This window comes from Nitrospirillum viridazoti CBAmc (assembly GCF_000730165.1).
Taxonomy (GTDB): Bacteria; Pseudomonadota; Alphaproteobacteria; order Azospirillales; family Azospirillaceae; genus Nitrospirillum; species Nitrospirillum viridazoti.
Genome location: NZ_CP022112.1, coordinates 1,436,477 through 1,456,588 on the forward strand (window position 1 = coordinate 1,436,477; position 20,112 = coordinate 1,456,588).

The 20,112-nt window shown below is 68.7% G+C and carries 17 protein-coding genes; 12 read left to right on the forward strand and 5 right to left on the reverse strand.

Going from position 1 to position 20,112, the window contains the following annotated elements:
- Positions 1–17 precede the first annotated feature (17 nt).
- From purT to Y958_RS27705, 5 genes are all read left to right on the forward strand, one after another.
- Entirely contained in the window at positions 18–1,193 is a 1,176-nt protein-coding gene (gene purT / locus Y958_RS27685; protein WP_088875050.1) for a formate-dependent phosphoribosylglycinamide formyltransferase, read from the forward strand.
- A gap of 4 nt (positions 1,194–1,197) precedes the next feature.
- Positions 1,198–2,325 (forward strand): helix-turn-helix domain-containing protein, encoded by a 1,128-nt coding sequence (locus tag Y958_RS27690; protein ID WP_088875051.1) that lies wholly within the window; start codon positions 1,198–1,200, stop codon positions 2,323–2,325.
- 58 nt (positions 2,326–2,383) lie between these two features.
- Positions 2,384–3,775, forward strand: coding sequence for a serine hydrolase domain-containing protein (locus tag Y958_RS27695; protein ID WP_088875052.1), 1,392 nt, complete (start codon positions 2,384–2,386; stop codon positions 3,773–3,775).
- A 65-nt stretch (positions 3,776–3,840) separates the two neighbouring features.
- A complete protein-coding gene (locus Y958_RS27700; RefSeq protein WP_040846483.1) occupies positions 3,841–4,254 on the forward strand; it encodes an MbcA/ParS/Xre antitoxin family protein in 414 nt (137 codons plus the stop codon).
- Positions 4,248–4,964 carry an RES family NAD+ phosphorylase gene (locus Y958_RS27705; protein ID WP_088875053.1) on the forward strand — a complete coding sequence of 239 codons (717 nt, stop codon included), beginning with the start codon at positions 4,248–4,250 and terminating at the stop codon, positions 4,962–4,964. The genes Y958_RS27700 and Y958_RS27705 overlap by 7 nt, the downstream gene beginning before the upstream one ends.
- Before the next feature lie 63 nt (positions 4,965–5,027).
- Here the strand turns inward: Y958_RS27705 and Y958_RS27710 are convergent, their stop codons facing one another.
- Positions 5,028–5,801 carry a ferredoxin--NADP reductase gene (locus tag Y958_RS27710; RefSeq protein ID WP_040846481.1) on the reverse strand — a complete coding sequence of 258 codons (774 nt, stop codon included), beginning with the start codon at positions 5,799–5,801 and terminating at the stop codon, positions 5,028–5,030.
- A gap of 321 nt (positions 5,802–6,122) precedes the next feature.
- Between Y958_RS27710 and Y958_RS27715 the strand changes: the two genes are divergently transcribed.
- From Y958_RS27715 to Y958_RS27740, 6 genes are all read left to right on the forward strand, one after another.
- A complete protein-coding gene (locus Y958_RS27715) occupies positions 6,123–7,535 on the forward strand; it encodes a methyl-accepting chemotaxis protein (protein WP_145727722.1) in 1,413 nt (470 codons plus the stop codon).
- A 168-nt stretch (positions 7,536–7,703) separates the two neighbouring features.
- A complete protein-coding gene (locus Y958_RS27720; protein ID WP_088875055.1) occupies positions 7,704–8,213 on the forward strand; it encodes an arsenate reductase ArsC in 510 nt (169 codons plus the stop codon).
- A gap of 44 nt (positions 8,214–8,257) precedes the next feature.
- Positions 8,258–8,830 (forward strand): arsenate-mycothiol transferase ArsC, encoded by a 573-nt coding sequence (locus tag Y958_RS27725; RefSeq protein WP_088875056.1) that lies wholly within the window; start codon positions 8,258–8,260, stop codon positions 8,828–8,830.
- 486 nt (positions 8,831–9,316) lie between these two features.
- Positions 9,317–10,573 (forward strand): efflux RND transporter periplasmic adaptor subunit, encoded by a 1,257-nt coding sequence (locus tag Y958_RS27730; protein ID WP_088875057.1) that lies wholly within the window; start codon positions 9,317–9,319, stop codon positions 10,571–10,573.
- Between the two features lie 75 nt (positions 10,574–10,648).
- A complete protein-coding gene (locus Y958_RS27735; RefSeq protein ID WP_004273730.1) occupies positions 10,649–13,723 on the forward strand; it encodes a multidrug efflux RND transporter permease subunit in 3,075 nt (1,024 codons plus the stop codon).
- A 254-nt stretch (positions 13,724–13,977) separates the two neighbouring features.
- Positions 13,978–14,427, forward strand: a complete 450-nt coding sequence (locus tag Y958_RS27740) for a toll/interleukin-1 receptor domain-containing protein (protein WP_186291536.1) — start codon at positions 13,978–13,980, stop codon at positions 14,425–14,427.
- A 19-nt stretch (positions 14,428–14,446) separates the two neighbouring features.
- Here the strand turns inward: Y958_RS27740 and Y958_RS27745 are convergent, their stop codons facing one another.
- Complete coding sequence (locus tag Y958_RS27745) at positions 14,447–14,674, reverse strand: hypothetical protein (protein ID WP_040843621.1); 228 nt, start codon at positions 14,672–14,674, stop codon at positions 14,447–14,449.
- A gap of 170 nt (positions 14,675–14,844) precedes the next feature.
- Here Y958_RS27745 and Y958_RS27750 point away from each other — a divergent pair, with 170 nt between their 5' ends.
- Positions 14,845–15,870 carry an NAD-dependent epimerase gene (locus tag Y958_RS27750; RefSeq protein ID WP_088875059.1) on the forward strand — a complete coding sequence of 342 codons (1,026 nt, stop codon included), beginning with the start codon at positions 14,845–14,847 and terminating at the stop codon, positions 15,868–15,870.
- 37 nt (positions 15,871–15,907) lie between these two features.
- Here the strand turns inward: Y958_RS27750 and Y958_RS27755 are convergent, their stop codons facing one another.
- The 3 genes from Y958_RS27755 to Y958_RS27765 form a co-directional block, all read right to left on the reverse strand.
- The gene (locus Y958_RS27755; protein WP_040843620.1) at positions 15,908–16,204 is read right to left on the reverse strand and encodes a putative quinol monooxygenase; all 297 of its coding nucleotides are present in this window, start codon (positions 16,202–16,204) and stop codon (positions 15,908–15,910) included.
- A gap of 82 nt (positions 16,205–16,286) precedes the next feature.
- Positions 16,287–18,215: an asparagine synthase (glutamine-hydrolyzing) gene (gene asnB / locus Y958_RS27760; protein WP_088875060.1), complete on the reverse strand. Its 1,929-nt coding sequence runs from the start codon at positions 18,213–18,215 to the stop codon at positions 16,287–16,289.
- Positions 18,216–18,334: 119 nt separating this feature from the next.
- The gene (locus Y958_RS27765) at positions 18,335–20,029 is read right to left on the reverse strand and encodes a methyl-accepting chemotaxis protein (protein WP_186291537.1); all 1,695 of its coding nucleotides are present in this window, start codon (positions 20,027–20,029) and stop codon (positions 18,335–18,337) included.
- Between the last annotated feature and the right edge of the window lie 83 nt (positions 20,030–20,112).

The window sequence follows — 20,112 nt, forward strand, 5'->3', positions numbered from 1 at the left end:
CCGGAACCGCCGCCATCATGACCGCGACCGCCAAAATCCTGCTGCTGGGCTCGGGCGAGCTGGGCCGGGAGTTCGTCATCTCCGCCAAGCGCTACGGCGCCCACGTCGTGGCCTGCGACGCCTATGCCGGCGCGCCGGCCATGCAGGTGGCCGACGAGTCCGAGGTGTTCTCCATGCTGGACGGGGAGGCGCTGAAGGCCGCCATCCTGCGCCACAAGCCGGACTATATCGTGCCGGAGGTGGAGGCCATCCGCACCGAGGTGCTGCAGGAGATGGAGGCCGCCGGCCACACCGTGGTCCCCAGCGCCCGCGCCACCTACATGACCATGAACCGCGACCGCATCCGTGAGGTGGCGGCCACGGAACTGGGCCTGCGCACCTCGCGCTACCGCTACGCCGAAAGCCTGGAAGAGGTTCGGGCGGGGGCGGCGCACACCGGCCTGCCCTGCGTGATCAAGCCGGTCATGTCCTCCTCCGGCAAGGGACAGAGCACGGTGCGCACGACGGACGAGCTGGAAGCCGCCTGGAACTACGCCGTGGCCAACATGCGCGGCGACCGCCGCAAGGTGATCGTCGAGGAGTTCATTGCCTTCGACTATGAGATCACCCTGCTGACCGTGCGCACGCGCGACGGCGTGGTGTTCTGCGAGCCTATCGGCCACCGTCAGGAACGTGGCGACTACCAGGAATCCTGGCAGCCCGTGCCCATGGACGCCAAGGCCCTGGCCGCCGCCCGCGACATGGCGGAGAAGGTGGTGGACAACCTGGGCGGCTACGGCCTGTTCGGGGTGGAGTTCTTCGTGGCGGGCGACGACGTGGTGTTCAGCGAGCTGTCACCCCGCCCGCACGACACCGGCATGGTGACGCTGATGTCGCAGAACCTGTCGGAATTCGACCTGCACGCCCGGGCCATCTTGGGCCTGCCCATTCCCCGCATCACCCTGCGCGGCCCCACCGCCAGCGCCGTCATCCTGGCCAGCCAGGACTCCAGCCATTTCGGCGTGGAAGGCCTGGCCGATGCCCTGGCCCTGGGCACGTCCGAGCATGACGTGGAGGTGCGCATCTTCAACAAGCCCACCACCCGGCCCTATCGCCGCATGGGCGTGGCCCTGGCCGAAGGCGCCACGGCCGACGAGGCCCGCGCCCTGGCCAAGCGGGTGGCCGACACGGTGTGGCTGAGCTACCGCGACTAAAGCCGTGAACGCCGCTGCCATAGACCTGTTCCTGCGCGGTGGCGTGGTCAGCCTGCTGGTCCTGCTGGCCGGCCGTCTGCTGGCGGAATACCCCCGGGTGAATGCCGCCCGGCTGGGCGCCCTGTTCGCCATGGGCAGTGCGGCCTACACCTTGTGCACCCTGGCCGGCGTGCATGCCTGGGCCGGGGTTGGCGCGGCGCCACTGATGGGGCTGGCCACGGCCAACAGCTTCATTTTCTGGCTGTTCGCCTGCAGCCTGTTCGACGACGCCTTCCGCCCCCGCGCCTGGCACGGGTTGGTCTGGCTGGCGCTGGCCGCCACGGGCATCACCCAAGGCCTGGTGCTGGTGCCGGGCCACCATGCGGCGGCCCGTCCCCTGGGCCTGGTGCTGGACCTGCAGCCCCTGCTCTGGGCTGGCCTGGCCGCCTGGCAGTCCGTGGCCACGGCCGCCGCCGACCTGGTGGAGCCGCGCCGCCGCCTGCGGCTGTTCATCGTGGCCGCAGCGGCCCTGCATTCCATCGTCACGGCGCTCGCCACCCTGGCGGGCCCTTCCTCGACGGGGCGGGAACAGGCCGCGGGCGCCAGCGGCAACCTGCTGGACGCGGCCGGCCTGCTGACCATCGCCGGCGTCATCGCGTGGTCGCTGCTGCGCGTGGGCGGCGGTCAGGCCCTGTTCCACGATCCGTGCCCACCTGTCCCTGCCGCGCCGCCGGCACCGGAGTCGGAACCCACCGCCGTCGATCCCATCTGGGTGACGGCGCTGGAACGCGCCATGCGCCTGGACCGCGCCTATCGCCGCGACGGCCTGACCATCGGTCAGCTGGCGGTGGAGCTGGGCCTGCCCGAGTACCGTCTGCGCCGACTGATCAACCAGGGCCTGGGCCATCGCAACTTCAACGCCTTCCTCAACCACTACCGCCTGGCGGAAGCCAAGGCCGCGCTGGCCGATCCGGCACAGGCCGAGGTGCCCATCCTGACCATTGCGCTGGACGCGGGCTTCGGCTCCCTGGGTCCGTTCAACCGCGCCTTCAAGGCGGACACCGGCCTGACACCCGGCGACTATCGCCGCCAGGCCCTGGCCGAACCGTCGAAAAGTGTGGCAACGGCTAGCCGGATTTCAAATCCGGCATGATCGCGCGGGACCGGAGCGTCAAGGCTGGCGGCCTCTCCCCCAGCCTTGAGCGCCGCCCATGCCGCCCCGTCTGCTATCCGCCCTGCTGCTAACCCTGGCCCTGACCGCTTGCGACGGTGCCCGCCGCGCCGCGTCGGTGCCGGCCCATTTCACCAGCCACCAGATCTGCTCCGCCGTGTTCGTCGGCGGGTTGGACGCCGCCACCTTCTTCGACCAGGGTGTCGCCCCGCAGATGCGGCCGGGGGGCGCCCTGACCCGCTATCAGGTCGATTACGACACCGGGACCGTCACCGTGCGGTTCGCCGGCCTGGTGAAGAGCAAGGCGGTATACGAAGGGCCGGCCGGCTGCCGCGTGCTGACGGCGGAGGATCCGCCGCCCGGGCCCCGCATCGCCCTGCCGCCGCCGGCCCCGGCCCTGCTGCCGCCCATCGCCGGACCTGACGTGGTGGCACCCGCCGATCCCACCCTGACGGCGGCGCTGGACCGGGCCTTCGCCGAGCCGGATAAGGCCCCCCACCGCTGGACCAAGGCGGTCGTCATCCTGCACGATGGTAAGGTGGTGGCGGAGCGGTATGCCCCCGGCGTGGGTGTCGACACGCCCCTGATCGGATGGTCCATGACCAAGTCGGTCACCAACGCGCTGATCGGCATCCTGGTGCGGCAGGGCAAGCTGACGGTGGACCAGCGCCTGGACGTGCCGGCTTGGGACCATGATGCGCGCCGGGACATCACCGTGGACGGCCTGCTGCGCATGACCAGCGGGTTGGACTTCGGCCAATCCCTGACCGCCGACTGGACCAGCATGGCCGACCCGACCACGCAGATGGTTTATGCCCGCGCCGACATGGCGGCGATGGTGGAGGCCGCGCCAGCCAAAGCGCCGCCCGGCCAGGTCTGGACCTACAGCAACGGCAACACCCTGCTGCTGTCCCGCCTGATCAAGCAACGGACGGGCGGAAGCGGCTCGGAAGTCCTGGCCTTCGCCCACCGTGAGCTGTTCGACCCCCTGGGCATGGAGCATGCCACGCTGGAACTGGACGCCACCGGCACACCCATCGGATCCAGCCATATGTGGGCCACGGCGCGGGATTGGGCGCGCTTCGGCCAGCTGTTCCTGGATGATGGCGTGGTGGGCGGCCGGCGCCTGCTGCCCGAGGGCTGGGTGGACTATTCCGCCCGCCTGACGCCGGGGTCGGAGGATTTCGGCTATGGCGCCGGCTTCTGGACCAACCGGGCCGGCTCTGCGAACAATGGGGGCGCCGCTGCCCGGCGGGTGCGCGCCGGCATGCCGGCCGACAGCTTCATGGCCCGCGGCAACCAGGGCCAGTCCATCATCATCATCCCCAGCGCCCGCCTGGTAATCGTTCGACTGGGCATGTCCTATCAGCCCGAGGGCGATATTCTGGCGCTGGAGCGGCTGGTGGCCGATACGGTAGCGGCCTTCAAATGAGCGCCACTTGTGCCATATGGCAGTTAGTCCTATATTGACTGCCGTATGGCATTAAGGAGTTCGCCATGGCCCAGGCCCTACCTGCCAGCACGCCCGATGCGGCCGTCCCCGGCGCCGTCACCCAGGCCGAGGGGGCGGCCATGCTGCGCGCCGTTTTCAACCTGTTCCGCCTGTGGGGGGTGGACGATGGCCAGGCCCGCGTGCTGTTGGGCCAGCCCAGCCCGTCCACCTTCTACCGCTGGAAGCGGGGCGACATCGGCAGCCTGCCATCGGACCTGCTGTGGCGCCTGGGCGACCTGATGGGCATCCACAAGGCCCTGCGCTATCTGTTCATGGAGCCGGAGCGCGCCTATGCCTGGGTAGCCAAGCCCAATGCCGCCTTCCACGGCAAGTCGGCGCTGCAGCGCATGCTGGCCGGCGCCCCGTCCGACCTCACCGCTGTGCGCAACTACCTGGATGCGGAGCGCGGCGGGTGGTGACGCCGCCCGACACCCCGCCCACCACGGCCCTGGACTGGCGCCCGGCCTACCGCATCGTCCGCACCATCTATCCGCCCGTCTGGCTGTTCGAGGATATCGCCGACCCGGCTGATTGGGACCTGATCGCCAGCGCGGAAGCCAAGACCAATCCGCGCGTGCGGGATGAGGTGGGCGACCTGTCGCTGGTGCCGGCGGGCCGCCGCCTGTCCGGCCCCGGCGCCAGCTTGGCCATGGGCGCCTTCACCCACACCTCCACCGACCGGCCCAGCCGTTTTTCCGACGGCAGCTTTGGCGTGTGGTACTGCGGTGACCGCTTCGAGGTAGCGCTGATGGAAACCGTCCATCACTTCGGCCGCTTCATGCGCATGACGGATGAGCCGGCGGCCGACGCCCAGTTCCGCGAGCTGACCGCCCGCGTGGCCGCCAGCCTCCACGACGTGCGCGGTGAGGCCTTCCAGGACTGCCTGGCGCCGGACGATTGGGCGGCGGGTCAGGCGCTGGGCAAGCGGCTGAAGGCCCAGGGCAGCGACGGCGTGCTGTACCCCAGCGTGCGCTGGCCCCAGGGCCTTGCCGCCGCCCTGTATTACCCCGACCTGATCACCCCGCCCATCCTGCAGGCCCGCACCCTGCGCTATCATTGGGATGGCCGGGCCGTGACCCGCTACATCGTCATCGGCGAGGATGAGTGGCGGGCGATGCCGGAGCCCTAAAAAGAAACGGCCGCGCCCCGGGTGGGAGCGCGGCCGTGAACCGTACCGACGGGGATCGCTGGATCAGCGCTCCACGAAGGCTTTCTCGATGACGTAGTGGCCGGGCTCGTTCGAGCTGCCTTCGCTCATGCCGGCCTCTTCGCACAGGTCCTGCAGATCCTTCAGCACGCCGGGGCCGCCGCAGATCATGACGCGGTCCTGGGCCGGATCGAACGGCTTCTCACCAATGTCGGCGAAGAACTTGCCGTTTTTGATCAGGTCGGTCAGGCGGCCTTCCGTGCGGAAGGGCTCACGCGTCACGGTCGGGTAGTAGACCAGCTTGTCGCGCAGCATCTCGCCGATGAACTCGTCATTCGGCAGGTGCTTGGTGATGTCGTCGTAGTAGGCCAGCTCAGCCACGCGGCGCACGGTGTGGGTGACCACCACCTTCTCGAAGCGCTCGTAGACGTCGGGGTCCTTCATCAGGCTCATGAACGGGGCGAGGCCGGTGCCGGAGCCCAGCATGTACAGGGTGCGGCCGGGCAGCAGGTTGTCCAGCAGCAGGGTACCGGTGGCCTTGCGGCCGTACAGCACCTCATCCCCTTCCTGGATGTGTTGCAGGCGGGAGGTCAGCGGACCGTTCGGCACCTTGATGCTGAAGAATTCCAGGTGCTCTTCATAATTGGTGCTGGCCATGGAATAGGCGCGCATCAGCGGGCGGCCGTCGACTTCCAGGCCCACCATGGTGAATTCACCGTTGCGGAAGCGGAAGGACGGATCGCGGGTCAGCCGGAAGCTGAACAGGTTGTCAGTCCAATGGTGGACGTGGGTGACCTTGCCGGACAGAAACGCGCTCATCCTCGCTATACCCTCTTTCCTGACACACCGGAAAACATCGCTTTAAGCCGGGGAGAATGGCGGTTCCACGCCTTTCCGCAAATGCGAAAATACACTGCCCTGGATCGCTGCGACTGCATATCTGGTCGAATAATCTGATATTACAAGAAAAGAACGGGGAAAAAATTTCCTTTCCCACCAAATCATGTGATCAACCAAAGGATGAGGGCGGCACCGCCGCGATGCCCCTATCCTAAATGGTCACCCTGTTCGGACAGGGGCGTTTGCGCTTTCTTTACGGTATGGGCCGCAGAATACCCATACCGATCCTGGGGAGAGGACATGGCCGTGGACACCCACCAATCAACACCGCTGCGCGCCGACGCCGGCACGCTGATCGCCGACATCGCGACCGAGGTCGGGCACCTGAGCGTCGACATCGCCGATGTGGTCGGCAACATCCATCAGGTGGACAGCGCCATCGACAACCAGGGCAAGCAACTGGCCGGCATCCAGGCGGCGACGCGCGACATCGTCGCCAGCAATCGCGCCATCGCCGGCATGGCCCAGGCGACGCAGGGCGTGGCGGCGGGCGCGCGGCGGGACATCGACGCCTCGGCCGGGGAAATCCGCCAGTCGCTGTCCGCCATTGGCGACCTGGTCGCGGCGGTGAACGCCAGCGCGGACGAGCTGGGCGGGCTGGAGGGCGCCATGGGCCGCGTGGCCCGCGTGTCCAGCGACATCAACCGCATCGCGGCCCAGACCAACCTGCTGGCCCTGAACGCCACCATCGAGGCGGCACGCGCCGGGGAAGCCGGCAAGGGCTTCGCCGTCGTCGCCACGGAAGTGAAGGCCCTGGCCCGCCAGACGGCCGAGGCCACCGCTGAGATCGACGCCACGCTGAAGGCCCTGACCGAGCAGGTGCGCCGGCTGACCGCCCGCATGGCGGCGGGGTCGGAACAGGCTGAGCGCGTGGGCCGCAGCACCGCCACCATCGGCCAGGCGGTGGAAACCGTGGGCACGGCCGTGGCCCAGGTGGAAGAGAACGCCACCGCCATCGCCGGCGCCACCGGCGATATCGCCCGGCGCTGCGACGGCTTCCAGGAGACGGTGGACGCGCTGCACCGTGACGCGGCATCGTCCGGCACGGCGCTGAAGACCGCGACCACCCACCTGGACCGCACGCTGGAACGGGCGGAGGCCATCATGATGCTGACCGCCACGTCCGGCTACGCGACGGAGGACACGCCCTTCATCAACCGGGCGCGCGAGGTGGCGGGCCAGATATCGGCCCGCATGGAACAGGCCCTGGCGGCAGGGGAACTGACCATGGAGGACCTGTTCGACACCGACCTCAAACCCATCGCCGGCAGTAACCCGCAGCAATACATGACGCGCTACATCCCCTTCCTGGACGCGGCCGTCACCCCCCTGCACGATCCCGTGCTGACCATGGACCCGCGCATGGTCTTCTGCGCGCCCACCGACCACAACCGCCTGATCCCCTGCCATAATCCGCAGTTCCGCAAGGCCCACGGACCCGACTCGGTGTGGAACGCCGCCAATGGCCGCAACCGCCGCGTCTACGCCGACAAGACGGCCACCGCCGTCAGCCGCGGCACCGCGCCGTTCCTGCTGCAGACCTATCGCCGCGACATGGGCGGCGGCGTCTTCGCCCTGATGAAGGACGCCTCCGCCCCCATCTGGGTGCGCGGGCGGCTATGGGGCGGCCTGCGGGTCTGCTACCGCGCCTGAGGTCAAGGCCAAACCCAATCCCTTTTCGCCGGGCTGCAACACCAGCGTCACAAGACTGGCATACGCTGGGATTAGCATGCGGTTAAACGTGCCTGCCCGGGGGGCGGGCGGCACGCGGCTGCGGTCCCCAAACCCATGGGGCGCGGCATTCAGGGGGAATGAAGCGACATGGCGAAGGTCTACCGCGTTCTGTTTCTATGCCAGTTCAACTCCGCCCGCAGCATCATGGCCGAGGCGCTGATGCGCCATTGGGCCGGCGGCCGGTTCGAGGTGTTCAGCGCCGGGTCCGACCCGCTGCCGGAATGCAACCCCATCGCCCTGGACCTGCTGACCAAGGCCCGCATTCCCACCGAGGGCCTGCATCCCAAATCGTGGAACGAATTCGCGGGCCCCGACGTGGCGCCCATGGACTTCATCTTCCACACCTGTGACACGAGCGCCAAGGCGGAAGCGCCCCATTGGCCCGGCCACCCGATGATCGCCCACTGGGGCTTCCCCGACCCGCAGGGGTTCAAGGGGTCGGAGGTGGAACAGCGGGCCCTGTTCAATCTGCTGTTCGGCATGATCGAGCGCCGGGTGCGCATCTTCTGTTCGCTGCCCGAGCAAAGGTTGGCCCGCCTGACAGCCGAGGCGCTGACGGCGATGCACAGTGAGGAGGGTTGGGCGGCGGCCGGCTGAGCCGGCCCTTCCCCAGCCCTCCCGCCCCGTACCGGACGAGTCCCATGATGCCGCCCGACAGCCCGACGCCGGACATGATCTTGCCCCAGCCGCCGAACGGCACCCGCTACGGCATGGTGAACCGGCGCCTGGGCGTGCTGTTCGTCGGGCGGGTCAACGCCGGGCGCAGCATGATGGCGGAGGCGCTGCTGCGTCATCATGCGGGGCACCGATTCGACGCCCACAGCGCGGGCCTGACCCCTGTGGACCGGCCGAACCCCTACGCCCTGGCCCGCCTGCGGGCGGAAGGTGTCGCCACCGGCGGCCTGGCGCCCAAGCCGCTGGAGCGCTTCATGGCGCCGGACGCCCCGCCGGTGGACATCGTCATCACCGTCAGCGAGCTGGCGGCGACGGGCATGGCCGGCGCCTGGCCGAGCCAGCCGGTGACGGCGCACTGGGCCCTGCCCGACCCGGACCCCGCCCTGTATCCGGATGCCGACGCGCCTGAGGTACTGGTGGACGCCATCTTCCAGGATTTACGGCGACGCATCGATGTGTTGTCCGTCCTGCCCGCCCACTGCCTGCTGGCGCTGAGCCAGTGGCGGGATGAGGACGAGGACGGGCTGCGCACCGCCTGATTCCGCGAGACGGAAAATCCCGGCAGGCGCATAATTAAGCCGCCGATGGATAAAGCATACCCAGGGCGGCCGATAATTCAGCTGGACATAGCAATCATTGCATTTTTTCCGGAATTCGCGAAAAGCGAGTGCCGTGTTGTGACACCGCTCACTGGCAGCGGCGTGACGCCCTGCCCATAGTCCGCTGCAATAATGAGGGCCCATGGGATCGGACGGATCGGGTGCGGGGGCATCGGATCGCCGGGGACAGGCCATCGTTTAGGAAAGCGCACCGCTGCCGGCTGTAGCCGCCTGCCCTAAGGATTTCCTTGGGGGCGAGACGGCGCGGAAGGGTTTGCCCTTCGCATCCGGTGGACAGCCATCGCCCGGTTCACGCCGTGGCGGCGCGTTGCCGCGCGTGTGCGATTTCGAGACCGACACCATCGCCCACCCGGCGGGATCGTCCCGCCGGAACCTGGGCATTTTGCGCCGAGCGAGACCGACACCATGGAATCCCAATCGACCGTGACCACCGTGCCGAAACCGGGTGCGCCGCCGACGGGACTGTCGCGCACCGACTACCGGGGGCAGAACGGCCGCCAGCGCCCGCCGCGCATCGCCCTGTTCATGGTCATCACCGTCATCGCGCTGGCCATCATCGGCGGCCTGTTCGTGGCCTATGACCGCGTCGTCCGCCCAAAGATGATCGGCGAATTCCTGAAGAGCATGATGCCGCCGCCCGCCGCCGTCGCCACCGCCGTGGCCCAGGCCGAGGACGTGCCGCAGCTGCTGCCCGCCGTGGGCAGCCTGCAGGCCGTGCACCAGGTGACGGTAACGCCCGAGGTGGGCGGCTCGGTCACCAAGATCCTGTTCCAGTCCGGCGCCACCGTCAGCGCCGGCACCCCGCTGCTGCAACTGAACGACAAGCCGCAGCAGGGCGACTTGGCAAACTACAAGGCCCAGGCCAAGGTGGCCGAGCTGGACCTGGCCCGCTATCGCGCCCTGGTGGCCAAGCAGGCGACCTCGCAGCAGACGGTGGACCAGCAGGCCGCCGCCCTGGACCAGGCCAACGCCAACATCGCCAAGACCAACGCCCTGATCGCCCAGCTGCTGGTCCGGGCGCCGTTCGACGGCGTGCTGGGCGTGCGCCAGGTGGATGTGGGGCAGTACGTCAAGGCCGGCGACGCCGTCGTCACCCTGACCGACCTGGACGAGCTGTACGCCAACTTCACCCTGGCGGAGGGCGAACGCGGCCGCGTGACCGTGGGCCAGGCCGTGCGCGTGACGGTGGACGCCTTCCCCGGCCGCGTGTTCCAGGGCACCATCACCGCCATCGATCCCCAGATCAGCAGCGACACCCGCACCGTGAAGCTGCAGGCCACCATCCCCAACAAGGATCACGCCCTGCAACCGGGGATGTTCAGCAACGTCACCGTCGTGCTGCCGGCCACGCCCAACCAGGTCACCCTGCCGGAAACGGCCGTCGATTATTCGCTGTACGGCAACAGCGTCTATATCGTCCGCCCGACGGTGGACAAGGACGGCAAGCCGGTGAATGGCGCGGACGGCAAGCCGTCCCTCCACGTCGAGCGCATCTTCGTCAAGACCGGCGACCGGGCGGACGGCAAGGTCGTGGTGGTGAGCGGCGTGAAGCCTGGCGACCGCGTGGTGGCCGTGGGCCAGAACAAGCTGCAGAACGGCGCCGCCGTCAGCCTGTCGGACCAGGGCCCGCCGCCCGCCCCGGCCCAGACGCCGCGCCCCTGATCCAGTCATAGACCCGAAATCAGGACCGGCCGCGCCCATAGCGGCGCGCGGCCGGTCCCAGGGGACACCCCGACCATGAAATTCACCGATCTATTCATCAAACGGCCGGTGCTGGCGCTGGTGGTCAGCCTGCTGATCCTGCTGCTGGGCCTGCGGTCGTTGTCGACCCTGCCCATCCGGCAGTATCCCAAGCTGTCGTCCACCACCATCAGCATCACCACCGTCTATCCCGGCGCCACGGCCGACCTGATGCAGGGGTTCATCACCACCCCCATCGAGCAGGCGGTGGCCAGCGCCGATGGCATCGACTACATGACCAGCAACTCCGTCCAGGGGCAAAGCACGGTCACGGTCTACGTCAAGCTGAACTACGACCCCAGCCAAGCCATGACCGACGTCATCGCCAAGGTGCAGCAGGTCAAGTACCTGATCCCGAAAGAGGCGAACGACCCGGTCATCACCAAGTCGACGGGCGACACCACGGCGGTGATGTACCTGAGCTTCGCATCCAAGGAGCTGCCGGGCTCGGCCATCTCCGACTATCTCACCCGCGTGGTGCAGCCGCTGATCGCCACAGTCGACGGCGTCGCCTCGGCCGACATCCTGGGCGGCCAGACCTTCGCCATGCGCCTGTGGCTGGACCCGGCCCGCATGGCGGCGCGCGGCGTTTCCGCCGATGACGTGGCCAACGCCCTGCGCAACAACAACGTGCAGTCCGCCCCGGGCCAGGTGAAGGGCCTGTTCACCGTGTCCAACGTCACCGCCGACACCGACCTGACCAGCGTGGATGATTTCCGCCGCATGGTGGTGAAGGCGTCGGGCGGGGCGGTGGTACGGCTGGAGGACGTCGCCTCCATCTCGCTGGGCGCCCAGAACACCAACAGCGCCGTCATGTTCAGCGGCCTGAACGCCGTGTTCATCGGCGTGCAGGTGACGCCCACGGGCAACCCGCTGCAGATGGTGCAGAACGTGCGTGAGAAGATCCTGCCGGAGATTCAGCGCAACCTGCCGCCCGCCATCGAGATGAAGGTGGCCTATGACGCCACCAACTTCATCAACGCCTCGATCAGCGAAGTGGAGCACACGCTGATCGAGGCCATCGGCATCGTCATCGTCGTCATCTTCCTGTTCCTCGGATCCCTGCGGTCGGTGCTGATCCCCGTGATCACCATCCCGCTGTCGCTGATCGGCGCCTTCACCCTGATGCTGGCGGCGGGGTTCAGCCTGAACCTGCTGACCCTGCTGGCCATGGTGCTGGCCATCGGCCTGGTGGTCGACGACGCCATCGTGGTGGTGGAGAACGTCTACCGCCACCTGGAGGAAGGCAAGACGCCGGTGCAGGCGGCCCTGGTGGGTGCCCGCGAGATCGCCGGCCCCGTCATCGCCATGACCATCACGCTGGCGGCGGTCTACGCCCCCATCGGCCTGCTGGGCGGCGTCACCGGCGCCCTGTTCCGTGAGTTCGCCTTCACCCTGGCCGGCTCGGTCATCATCTCGGGCGTGGTGGCTCTGACGCTGTCGCCCATGATGGCGTCGGTGCTGCTGCCCAAGGGCGGCGACCACACCGCCTTCTCCCGCTTCATCGACCGCACCTTCAACGGCCTGGCCAACTTCTATGAGCGGCGGCTGACCCGCGCACTGGACTATCGTCCGGTCGTCCTGGTATTCGCCGTGGTCGTGCTGGCCAGCATCCCCTACCTGTACCTGCACGGCCGGGCGGAACTGGCCCCGGAAGAGGACCAGGGCATCCTGTTCAGCCTGTTCAAGGGCCCGCAGTACGCCAACATCGACTATACCCAGCATTATGCCCAGCAGCTGGACGCCGCCGGCGGCACCCTGCCCGAGGGGCGGGAGCGCTTCCTGATCAGCGGCACCTCCGGCACCAGCCAGGGCATCGCGGGCGTGTTGCTGAAGCCATGGGGGGAGCGCGACCGGCCCATCCAGCAGTCGCTGGCGGCGCTGCAGGCGGCGTTCAACCAAGTTCCGGGCGAAAAGGCGCTGGTGTTCAACCTGCCGCCCCTGCCCGGCACCACCGGCGGCCTGCCGGTGCAGATGGTGCTGAACGGGACCCAGGGCTTCCCCGCCATCTATGAGGCGATGGAGAAGATCAAGGCCGCCGCCAACGCCAGCCACAAGTTCCTGATCGTGGACAGCGACCTGGACTACAACACCCCCGTGGTGCGCATCCACATCGACCGGTCCAAGGCCAACGAGATGGGCGTCACCATGGCCAGCATCGGCGATACCCTGGCCCTGATGGTGGGTGAGAACTACGTCAACCGCTTCAACCTGCAGGGCCGGTCGTACGAGGTCATCCCCCAGGTGCCGCGCATCGACCGCCTGACGCCGGACAAGCTGACGCGCTTCTACGTCACCTCCGTCACCGGCGACCAGGTGCCGCTGTCCACCTTCCTGCGCCTGGAAGAGGGCACGGATCCCAACGCGCTGACCCACTACAACCAGATGAACTCCGCCACCTTCCAGGCCGTGCCCATGCCGGGCGTGTCCATGGGCGAGGCGGTGGCCTTCCTGGAAGACCAGGTGAAGCAGCTGCCGGCCGGCTACAGCCACAGCTATCTCAGCCAGACCCGGCAGTTCGTCGAGGAAGGCAACCAGTTGGCCATGACTTTCGGCTTCGCGCTGATCGTCATCTTCCTGGTGCTGGCGGCGCAGTTCGAAAGCCTGCGCGACCCGCTGGTCATCATGGTCAGCGTGCCCATGTCCATCTGCGGCGCGCTGATCCCGCTGTTCATCGGCATCACCTCGATCAACATCTACACCCAGGTGGGCCTGGTGACGCTGATCGGCCTGATCTCCAAGCACGGCATCCTGCTGGTGGAATTCGCCAACGAGATGCAGGTGAAGGAAGGGCTGGGCCGCCGGGAGGCCATTCTGCACGCCGCCCGCGTGCGCCTGCGCCCCATCCTGATGACCACCGCCGCCATGGTGGTGGGCCTGCTGCCGCTGCTGATCGCGTCGGGCGCCGGTGCCGCCAGCCGCTTCTCCATCGGTCTGGTGGTGGTGACCGGCATGTCCATCGGCACGCTGTTCACCCTGTTCGTCCTGCCGGCGGTCTATACCCTGCTGGCCAAGGACCACAAGGCGGCCGCCAGTTCACGCCGCCTGCGCGAGATCGCCGAGGTCGCCTGACGGCGCTTCAGCGGTGCTGAGTATGGAAACGGCCGGGGTCGCTCCCCGGCCGTTTTCTTTTGGAGGCACGGGCGGCCCTGGCCAAAGGTGAGCCCCCTTTTGCACCGGGCCGCCCGCGTTGACACAAGAACAAAAGCGGAACAGTATCGGGGTGGGGGAACGGCGCGCCGCGCTGGCCGGCGGCCCCGTCGCGGTGGGACCGCATGCGCCAGCGCCCTGAAAATCCTTGGTTCTGGTATCGGCGGAGGCCTGCCGTGGTGCGCGTGTTCATGTCCTATTCCCACATCGACGAAGCCTTGCGCGACCGGCTGGAGGTGCATCTGGCGCCCCTGAAGCGCCAGGGCGTGGCCCTCTGGCACGACCGGCGCCTGCTGGCCGGCGACGCGCTGGAGGACGGCATCGGCGCGGCCCTGGCCGAGGCCGACGTGGTGTTGCTGCTGGTCAGTCCGGATTTCCTGGCGTCCTCCGCCTGCCATGACGGGGAGATGCAGCACGCGGTGGACCGCCACCGGACGGGGCGCGCGCGCGTGATACCCGTCATCCTGCGGGCCTGCGACTGGCTGTCCACGCCGCTGCGCCACCTGCTGGCGGTGCCGCGCGATGGCCGGCCGGTCACGCTGTGGCCCGACCAGGATCAAGCCCTGCACGAGGTGGCCGTGGCCATCCGCCGCGCGGTGCTGGAGCGCACGCCGCTCGCCAGCTGACCCGCCGCCCCCTGGGGCCTTACTTCCTGGGGGAGGCGCCGCCGGTCAACACGACCGGCGTCCAGCCCCGGGCACGGCCGTTGTCGCGCAGTCGCACGGCCGGCACGCCATCGCCGGCGCGATCCAAATCGACAATTTCTCGCAATCTGCGAGCCAAAATGGGATCGCCGGCGGCGTCCAGTTCATCGGCCGCGCGCTCCAGTTTGCGGCGGATTTCCTCGGCGTCGTAGTAGGTGATGTCTTCCATGGCGGCACCTGTGACCTTTGTACACATGCCATTAACGCAAAGTCCGTGCCGGTTCCGACCTAACCCTTGGGATGCGGCATCAAGCGACTGTCGCACTATGCACCCGGACGTGGTAGGCAAGGCCGTCCGCGAACGCTTCCAAGATCTTGGCCCCAGGAAATCCCCTCACGATGTCCCCCGTCCTGGTCACCGGCAGCGCCGGGTTCATCGGCAACCACGTGGCGCTGGCCTTGCTGCGACGGGGCGTGGCGGTGGTGGGGCTGGACAACATGACTCCCTACTACGACGTGGCCTTGAAGGAGGCGCGGCTGGCCCGCCTGCGCCCCTTCCCCGGCTTCACTGAGGCGCGCATCGACCTGGCGGACCGCGCCGCCGTGGCGGACCTGTTCCACACCCACCGCTTCGGCCGGGTGGTGCACCTGGCGGCCCAAGCCGGCGTGCGGTATAGCCTGGAGCATCCGGCCGCCTACGTGGACAGCAACCTGGTGGGTTTCGTCAATGTGCTGGAAGGGTGCCGGGCGGTCGCCTGCGCCCACCTGATCTACGCCTCCACCAGCTCGGTCTATGGCGCCAGCACCGCCATGCCCTTCAGCCCGCACGGGGGGGCTGACCACCCCATGACGCTCTACGCCGCCACCAAGCGCGCCAATGAGCTGATGGCCCATTCCTACAGCCACCTGTTCCGCATACCCGTGACCGGCCTGCGGCTTTTCACCGTCTATGGCCCCTGGGGCCGCCCGGACATGGCGCTGTACAAGTTCGCGCAGGCCATCGTCGAGGGCCGGCCCATCGAGGTTTACGGCGAGGGGCGCATGCAGCGCGACTTCACCTACATCGACGACGTGGTGTCGGCCATCCTGGCCCTGCTGGACCGCCCGCCGGCCATCGACGCGGCCTGGACCGGCGCCCACCCCGATCCCGCCAGCAGCGGCGTCGCCCCCTATCGCCTGTACAACGTCGGCAGCGACCGCCCGGTGGAGTTGATGCGCTATGTCCGCCTGCTGGAGGAAAAGCTGGGTATGACGGCGGACATCCGCCTGTTGCCCATCCAGCCCGGCGACGTGCCCGCCACCTGGGCGGACATCGACGACCTGGCCCGCGACATCGGCTATGCCCCCGCCACGCCGGTGGAAGAGGGCGTGGCACGGTTCGTCGCGTGGTTCAAGGAGTATACGGCCGCCAGTCAGGCGGGCTGAACCGTCCAGCCGGCCGGCCGGGCTGAGCCCGGCGTCATCAGGCGACCTCGACCGGGTTCAGCACCATGGACGTGCGCTCGGCCACGTCGTTGATCCTGGACAGATAGTTCTGGAAGTGGGCCGTCGCGCGGTGGGCGGCGATGGCGTCATTGTCCACATACAGCTCATCCAGCACGAAGCGGTTGGCGTCGGCCTGGTCCTGCCAAATGTCCCAGCGCAGGTTGCCCGGCTCGGCCCGCGAGGGCGCCACCATGCCGGCCAGCAGGGCCTTCAACTCGTCCAGCTTGCCCGGCCGGGCGATGAGGACGGCCGTGATCTTCACGCTATGGGTCATGACGTTCTTTCCATTCTTGTTGCAGGGCCATTCTTGTTGCAGGGCCATTCTTGTTTACAGGGGGTGAGGGCGGGCGGGCCATTCAGTCGGCGTGGGCCACCGTGGCTTTCCACGACAGATATGACAGCACGGTCCAGAGGCGCCCCGCATGGTCGTGGCGGCCGGAAAGATGCTGCCGCCACAGGGCGGCGGCCACCGGCGCCTGGATCAGGGCGTCGTCGGTGGCGCCATCGAGCAGGCTGGACGCCCAGTCGCGCAGGGGGCCGCGCAGCCAGGCACCCAACGGGGCCCCGAAGCCGGTCTTCGGTGCGGTGACGACACCCGGCGGAAGACGATCGGCCAGCATCCGGCGCAGCATCCATTTGCCCCGTCCATCGCGCAGGCGCTGGTGTAGCGGCAGACGCAGGCCCCATTCCACCACGCGCGGGTCCAGCAGGGGGGCCCGCGCCTCCAGGCCGGCGGCCATGCTGGCGCGGTCCACCTTGACCAAAACACCGTCCGGCAGATAGCGGGCAAGGTCGCGCAGCTGCAGGCGCAGGGCGGGGTCGGCGCCCCCCAGGGGCGTGACGGGCGCCAACGCCACGGGGGCGGCCGTCTCCAGCGCCAGGCCTGGGCGCAGGATGGCGTCGGCCTTCATGCCCAGCATGGCGATGTAAGCCTGATCCTCGTCCGCCGCCGCCACGGCGCCCAGGAATTTGCCCACCTTGTCCGACGGCTGGCGCAAGTGGGGCCTCAGCAGATGGACGGCGCCGTCGATCCAGGCGTCGGGCACGGCGGCATCCAGACGGGCCAGGCCATGGCGCAGCCAAGCCGGCCGCCGCCGCCACCGGTCGATGGACCCCGCCCACAGGTGGCGGGAATAGCCGCCGAAGGCCTCATCCCCGCCATCACCGGACAGGGCCACCGTCACGTGGCGGCGCGCCAGACGGCACAGCAAGGCCGTGGGAATGGCGGAGATGTCGGCGAAAGGCTCGTCATACATGCCGGCCAGGTGGGGCACCAGGTCCACCACGTCCCCGGCGCCCACCCGCAGGGTGGTGTGGTCGGTGCCTAGGGCCCTGGCCGTTGCCTCGGCCGCGGCGGACTCGTCGAATTCCGCCTGGTCGAAGCCAATGGTGAAGCTGCGGATGGGGGTGGCGCTCTGCCCCTGCATCAGGGCCGCCACCAGGGCGCTGTCGATGCCGCCGGAGAGGAAGACGCCCAGCGGCACGTCCGACACCATGCGCCGGCGGACCGCGTCGGTCAGCAGGTCGCCGGTCAGACGCAGGATCTCGGGATCCTCCAGCGTCAGCGGGGCGGCCAGGGCGCGGCGGGCGGCGTCCGCGACCGACCAGTAGGCCCGCGTCTCGGCACTGCCGTCGGCCGACACCGTCATGCAGGTGCCCGGCGGCAGTTGGTGGATGCCGGTGAAGGCCGTGCGCGGCGCCGGGATAAAGCCGTGGCGGAAATAGTCGGCCAGCGCCGCCTCATCCGGCACGACGCGATAGCCCAGCTCCGCCCGGATGGCTTTGAGCTCGGACGCAAACAGCAGCACGCCATTGCTGAGCGACCAGTAGAGCGGCTTTTCCCCCAACCGGTCGCGCACCAGCAGCAGCCGGCGCTCATCCGCCAGCCAGATGGCCAGGCCGAACATGCCGTTGCAGGCGGCCAGCGCGCGGGCGGCACCCCAGCGCGCGATGGCTTCCACCAGCACCTCGGTGTCGGATTGGCCGCGGAAGACCACGCCCTCCCCCACCAGCTGCTGGCGCAGGTCCTGGTAGTTGTAGATTTCGCCATTGAAGGCGACGGTGACGCGGCCGTCGGCCGACGTCATGGGCTGGTGGCCCAGGGGGGACAGGTCGATGATGGCCAGGCGGCGGTTGGCCAGGGCCACGCCCGCGGAATCATCCTGCCAGACGCCCCGGTCATCCGGCCCGCGATGAGCCAAGCGGTCGATCATGACGCCCGCCTGGCGCGCCAACCGGGTGCCGTCCGCCCCGCCGAATACCCAAAGCCCCGCGATGCCGCACATGGTTCCGCCCTGTGATTCCAGGATCCCCGGTGACGGGGATATCCAGGAATACAGGGCGTTACCGGTCGCCCGCTAGCGAATTGCGCCGGCGGACACTCACGCTTTACGCGGCGCGCCCCTTAGGCGGCACGTAGCGAGGCGATGGCCTTCGACACGCTGGCGCTCAGCGCCGACGTCTCGGACCCCAGCACCTGGGAGGAGGACAGGACGTCGTCACTGGAGCGGTGGGTGCTGTCGGCGATGGCCTGCAGGCCGGCCACGTTCTCCGCCACCACGGCCGTGCCCTGGGACGCCATCTGGACGTTGCGGGCGATCTCGCGGGTCGCGGCCTCCTGCTGTTCCACGGCGGCGGCGATGGCGGAGGAGATGGTGGTGATCTCGTTCACCGTCTGCTGGATGGCGGCGATGGCGGCGACCGCCTCGCGGGTGGCACCCTGCATGCTGGTGATCTGGCCGCCGATCTCCTCGGTGGCTTTCGCAGTCTGGGTCGCCAGGCTCTTGACCTCGCTGGCCACGACGGCGAAGCCCTTGCCGGCTTCACCCGCCCGCGCCGCCTCGATGGTGGCGTTCAGCGCCAGCAGGTTGGTCTGGCTGGCGATCTCGCTGATCAGGCGCACGACGGAGCCGATGCGGTCGCCCTGGTTCTGCAGCCGTTCCATCTGCTGGGTGCTTTCCTCCACCCGGACACGGGCGTTGGTGGCCATGGTGGCCGCACGGGTGACCTGGCCGCTGATCTCCCCGAAGGAGACGGACAGTTCCTCGGCGGCGCTGGCCACGGCCTGAACGTTGCCGTTGGCCTCGGTCACGGCGCGGTCGACCACGCTGGTCCGTTCCTGCCCCACCTGGGCCTGGTCGCTGAGGCCCCGGGCGTTGCCGGCCAGTTGCTGCACGGCGGCGTTCAGGCGTTCCACCAGGCTGTGGACGGAGCTTTCCAGGCTGTCGGCAATGCGCAACGAGGCCTGGCGCTTCTCCGCTTCCGCCCGCTTCTCGGCCTCGGCCTGTTCCCGGGTCAGGCGGTCGCGGTCGGCCAAGTTGGCGCGGAAGACGGCCAGCGCGCCGACGATGGCGCCCAGCTCATCCTTGCGGGCCAGCGCCTCGATGTTCACGGCGGTGTCGCCGGCGGCCAGGGCCTCGGTGACACCGGAGATGCGGTCGATGGACCCCTTCAGCGCCCGCACAATAACGAAGGTGATGGCCGCCACACCCAACGCCACCAGCAGCACGACGATGCCCGAGGTGGTCTGGGTGGACGCGGCGCTGGCTTCCATATTCTTGATGGCGGTGGCGGCCGTCGTGCGCTCTTCGCTCGCGGTCGCGTTCAGGCGGTCCTGCACGCCTTGCAGGCTGGCGCGCAGCGGCTCCAGGAAAGAGACGGCCGACTGGGCGTCGATGCCCAGCATGTCCTTCACAAACCCCACCGGCTGGCCCAGCTTGTCGATGTCCTGACCCATCGTCGCCAAGTCCGTCTTCGCCTTGCCATCCGGCAGGCGTGCCTGCGCCCGCAACACGGCGTCCTTGGCTTTGCCCATGCGCTGGACCACGCCGTCCAGCAGGGCGACGGAGGCCTTGGTGTCGCCGCCGGCGGTGGCGGCGGCCAGGGCGTAATAGAGATCCTTGGTGGCGCCGTTCAGCTCGCTGGATGCGCTCAGCAATTCGGCGGTGGCCTCGAAACGGACCTCGCCCACATCCTTGGCGGTGGCGGTGATGCCGCCCACCACCTGGTGGGACGCGACGGCCATCGCCACCAGGGCCACCAGGCCGATGGCGGGGGCCGCGAACAGCTTCAACGCCATGGGAAGATCATCGAACCGCATCACCTTCATCCTTTCACCAATCTTGGCCACCAGTCCTGGGCCGGGCTTGCACCCGTCGTCTTCAATTCCTGTGGCTTGAATTC

What these genes read in the sequence shown, in the direction of transcription:
- Y958_RS27755 (WP_040843620.1), bottom strand. Translation starts at nt 16,204, where the DNA reads ATGACCCATAGCGTGAAGATCACGGCCGTCCTCATCGCCCGGCCGGGC.
- Y958_RS27750 (WP_088875059.1), top strand. Translation starts at nt 14,845, where the DNA reads ATGTCCCCCGTCCTGGTCACCGGCAGCGCCGGGTTCATCGGCAACCAC.
- asnB (WP_088875060.1), bottom strand. Translation starts at nt 18,215, where the DNA reads ATGTGCGGCATCGCGGGGCTTTGGGTATTCGGCGGGGCGGACGGCACC.
- Y958_RS27725 (WP_088875056.1), top strand. Translation starts at nt 8,258, where the DNA reads ATGATGCCGCCCGACAGCCCGACGCCGGACATGATCTTGCCCCAGCCG.
- Y958_RS27765 (WP_186291537.1), bottom strand. Translation starts at nt 20,029, where the DNA reads ATGCGGTTCGATGATCTTCCCATGGCGTTGAAGCTGTTCGCGGCCCCC.
- Y958_RS27710 (WP_040846481.1), bottom strand. Translation starts at nt 5,801, where the DNA reads ATGAGCGCGTTTCTGTCCGGCAAGGTCACCCACGTCCACCATTGGACT.
- Y958_RS27700 (WP_040846483.1), top strand. Translation starts at nt 3,841, where the DNA reads ATGGCCCAGGCCCTACCTGCCAGCACGCCCGATGCGGCCGTCCCCGGC.
- Y958_RS27695 (WP_088875052.1), top strand. Translation starts at nt 2,384, where the DNA reads ATGCCGCCCCGTCTGCTATCCGCCCTGCTGCTAACCCTGGCCCTGACC.
- Y958_RS27715 (WP_145727722.1), top strand. Translation starts at nt 6,123, where the DNA reads ATGGCCGTGGACACCCACCAATCAACACCGCTGCGCGCCGACGCCGGC.
- Y958_RS27720 (WP_088875055.1), top strand. Translation starts at nt 7,704, where the DNA reads ATGGCGAAGGTCTACCGCGTTCTGTTTCTATGCCAGTTCAACTCCGCC.
- Y958_RS27745 (WP_040843621.1), bottom strand. Translation starts at nt 14,674, where the DNA reads ATGGAAGACATCACCTACTACGACGCCGAGGAAATCCGCCGCAAACTG.
- Y958_RS27735 (WP_004273730.1), top strand. Translation starts at nt 10,649, where the DNA reads ATGAAATTCACCGATCTATTCATCAAACGGCCGGTGCTGGCGCTGGTG.
- purT (WP_088875050.1), top strand. Translation starts at nt 18, where the DNA reads ATGACCGCGACCGCCAAAATCCTGCTGCTGGGCTCGGGCGAGCTGGGC.
- Y958_RS27730 (WP_088875057.1), top strand. Translation starts at nt 9,317, where the DNA reads ATGGAATCCCAATCGACCGTGACCACCGTGCCGAAACCGGGTGCGCCG.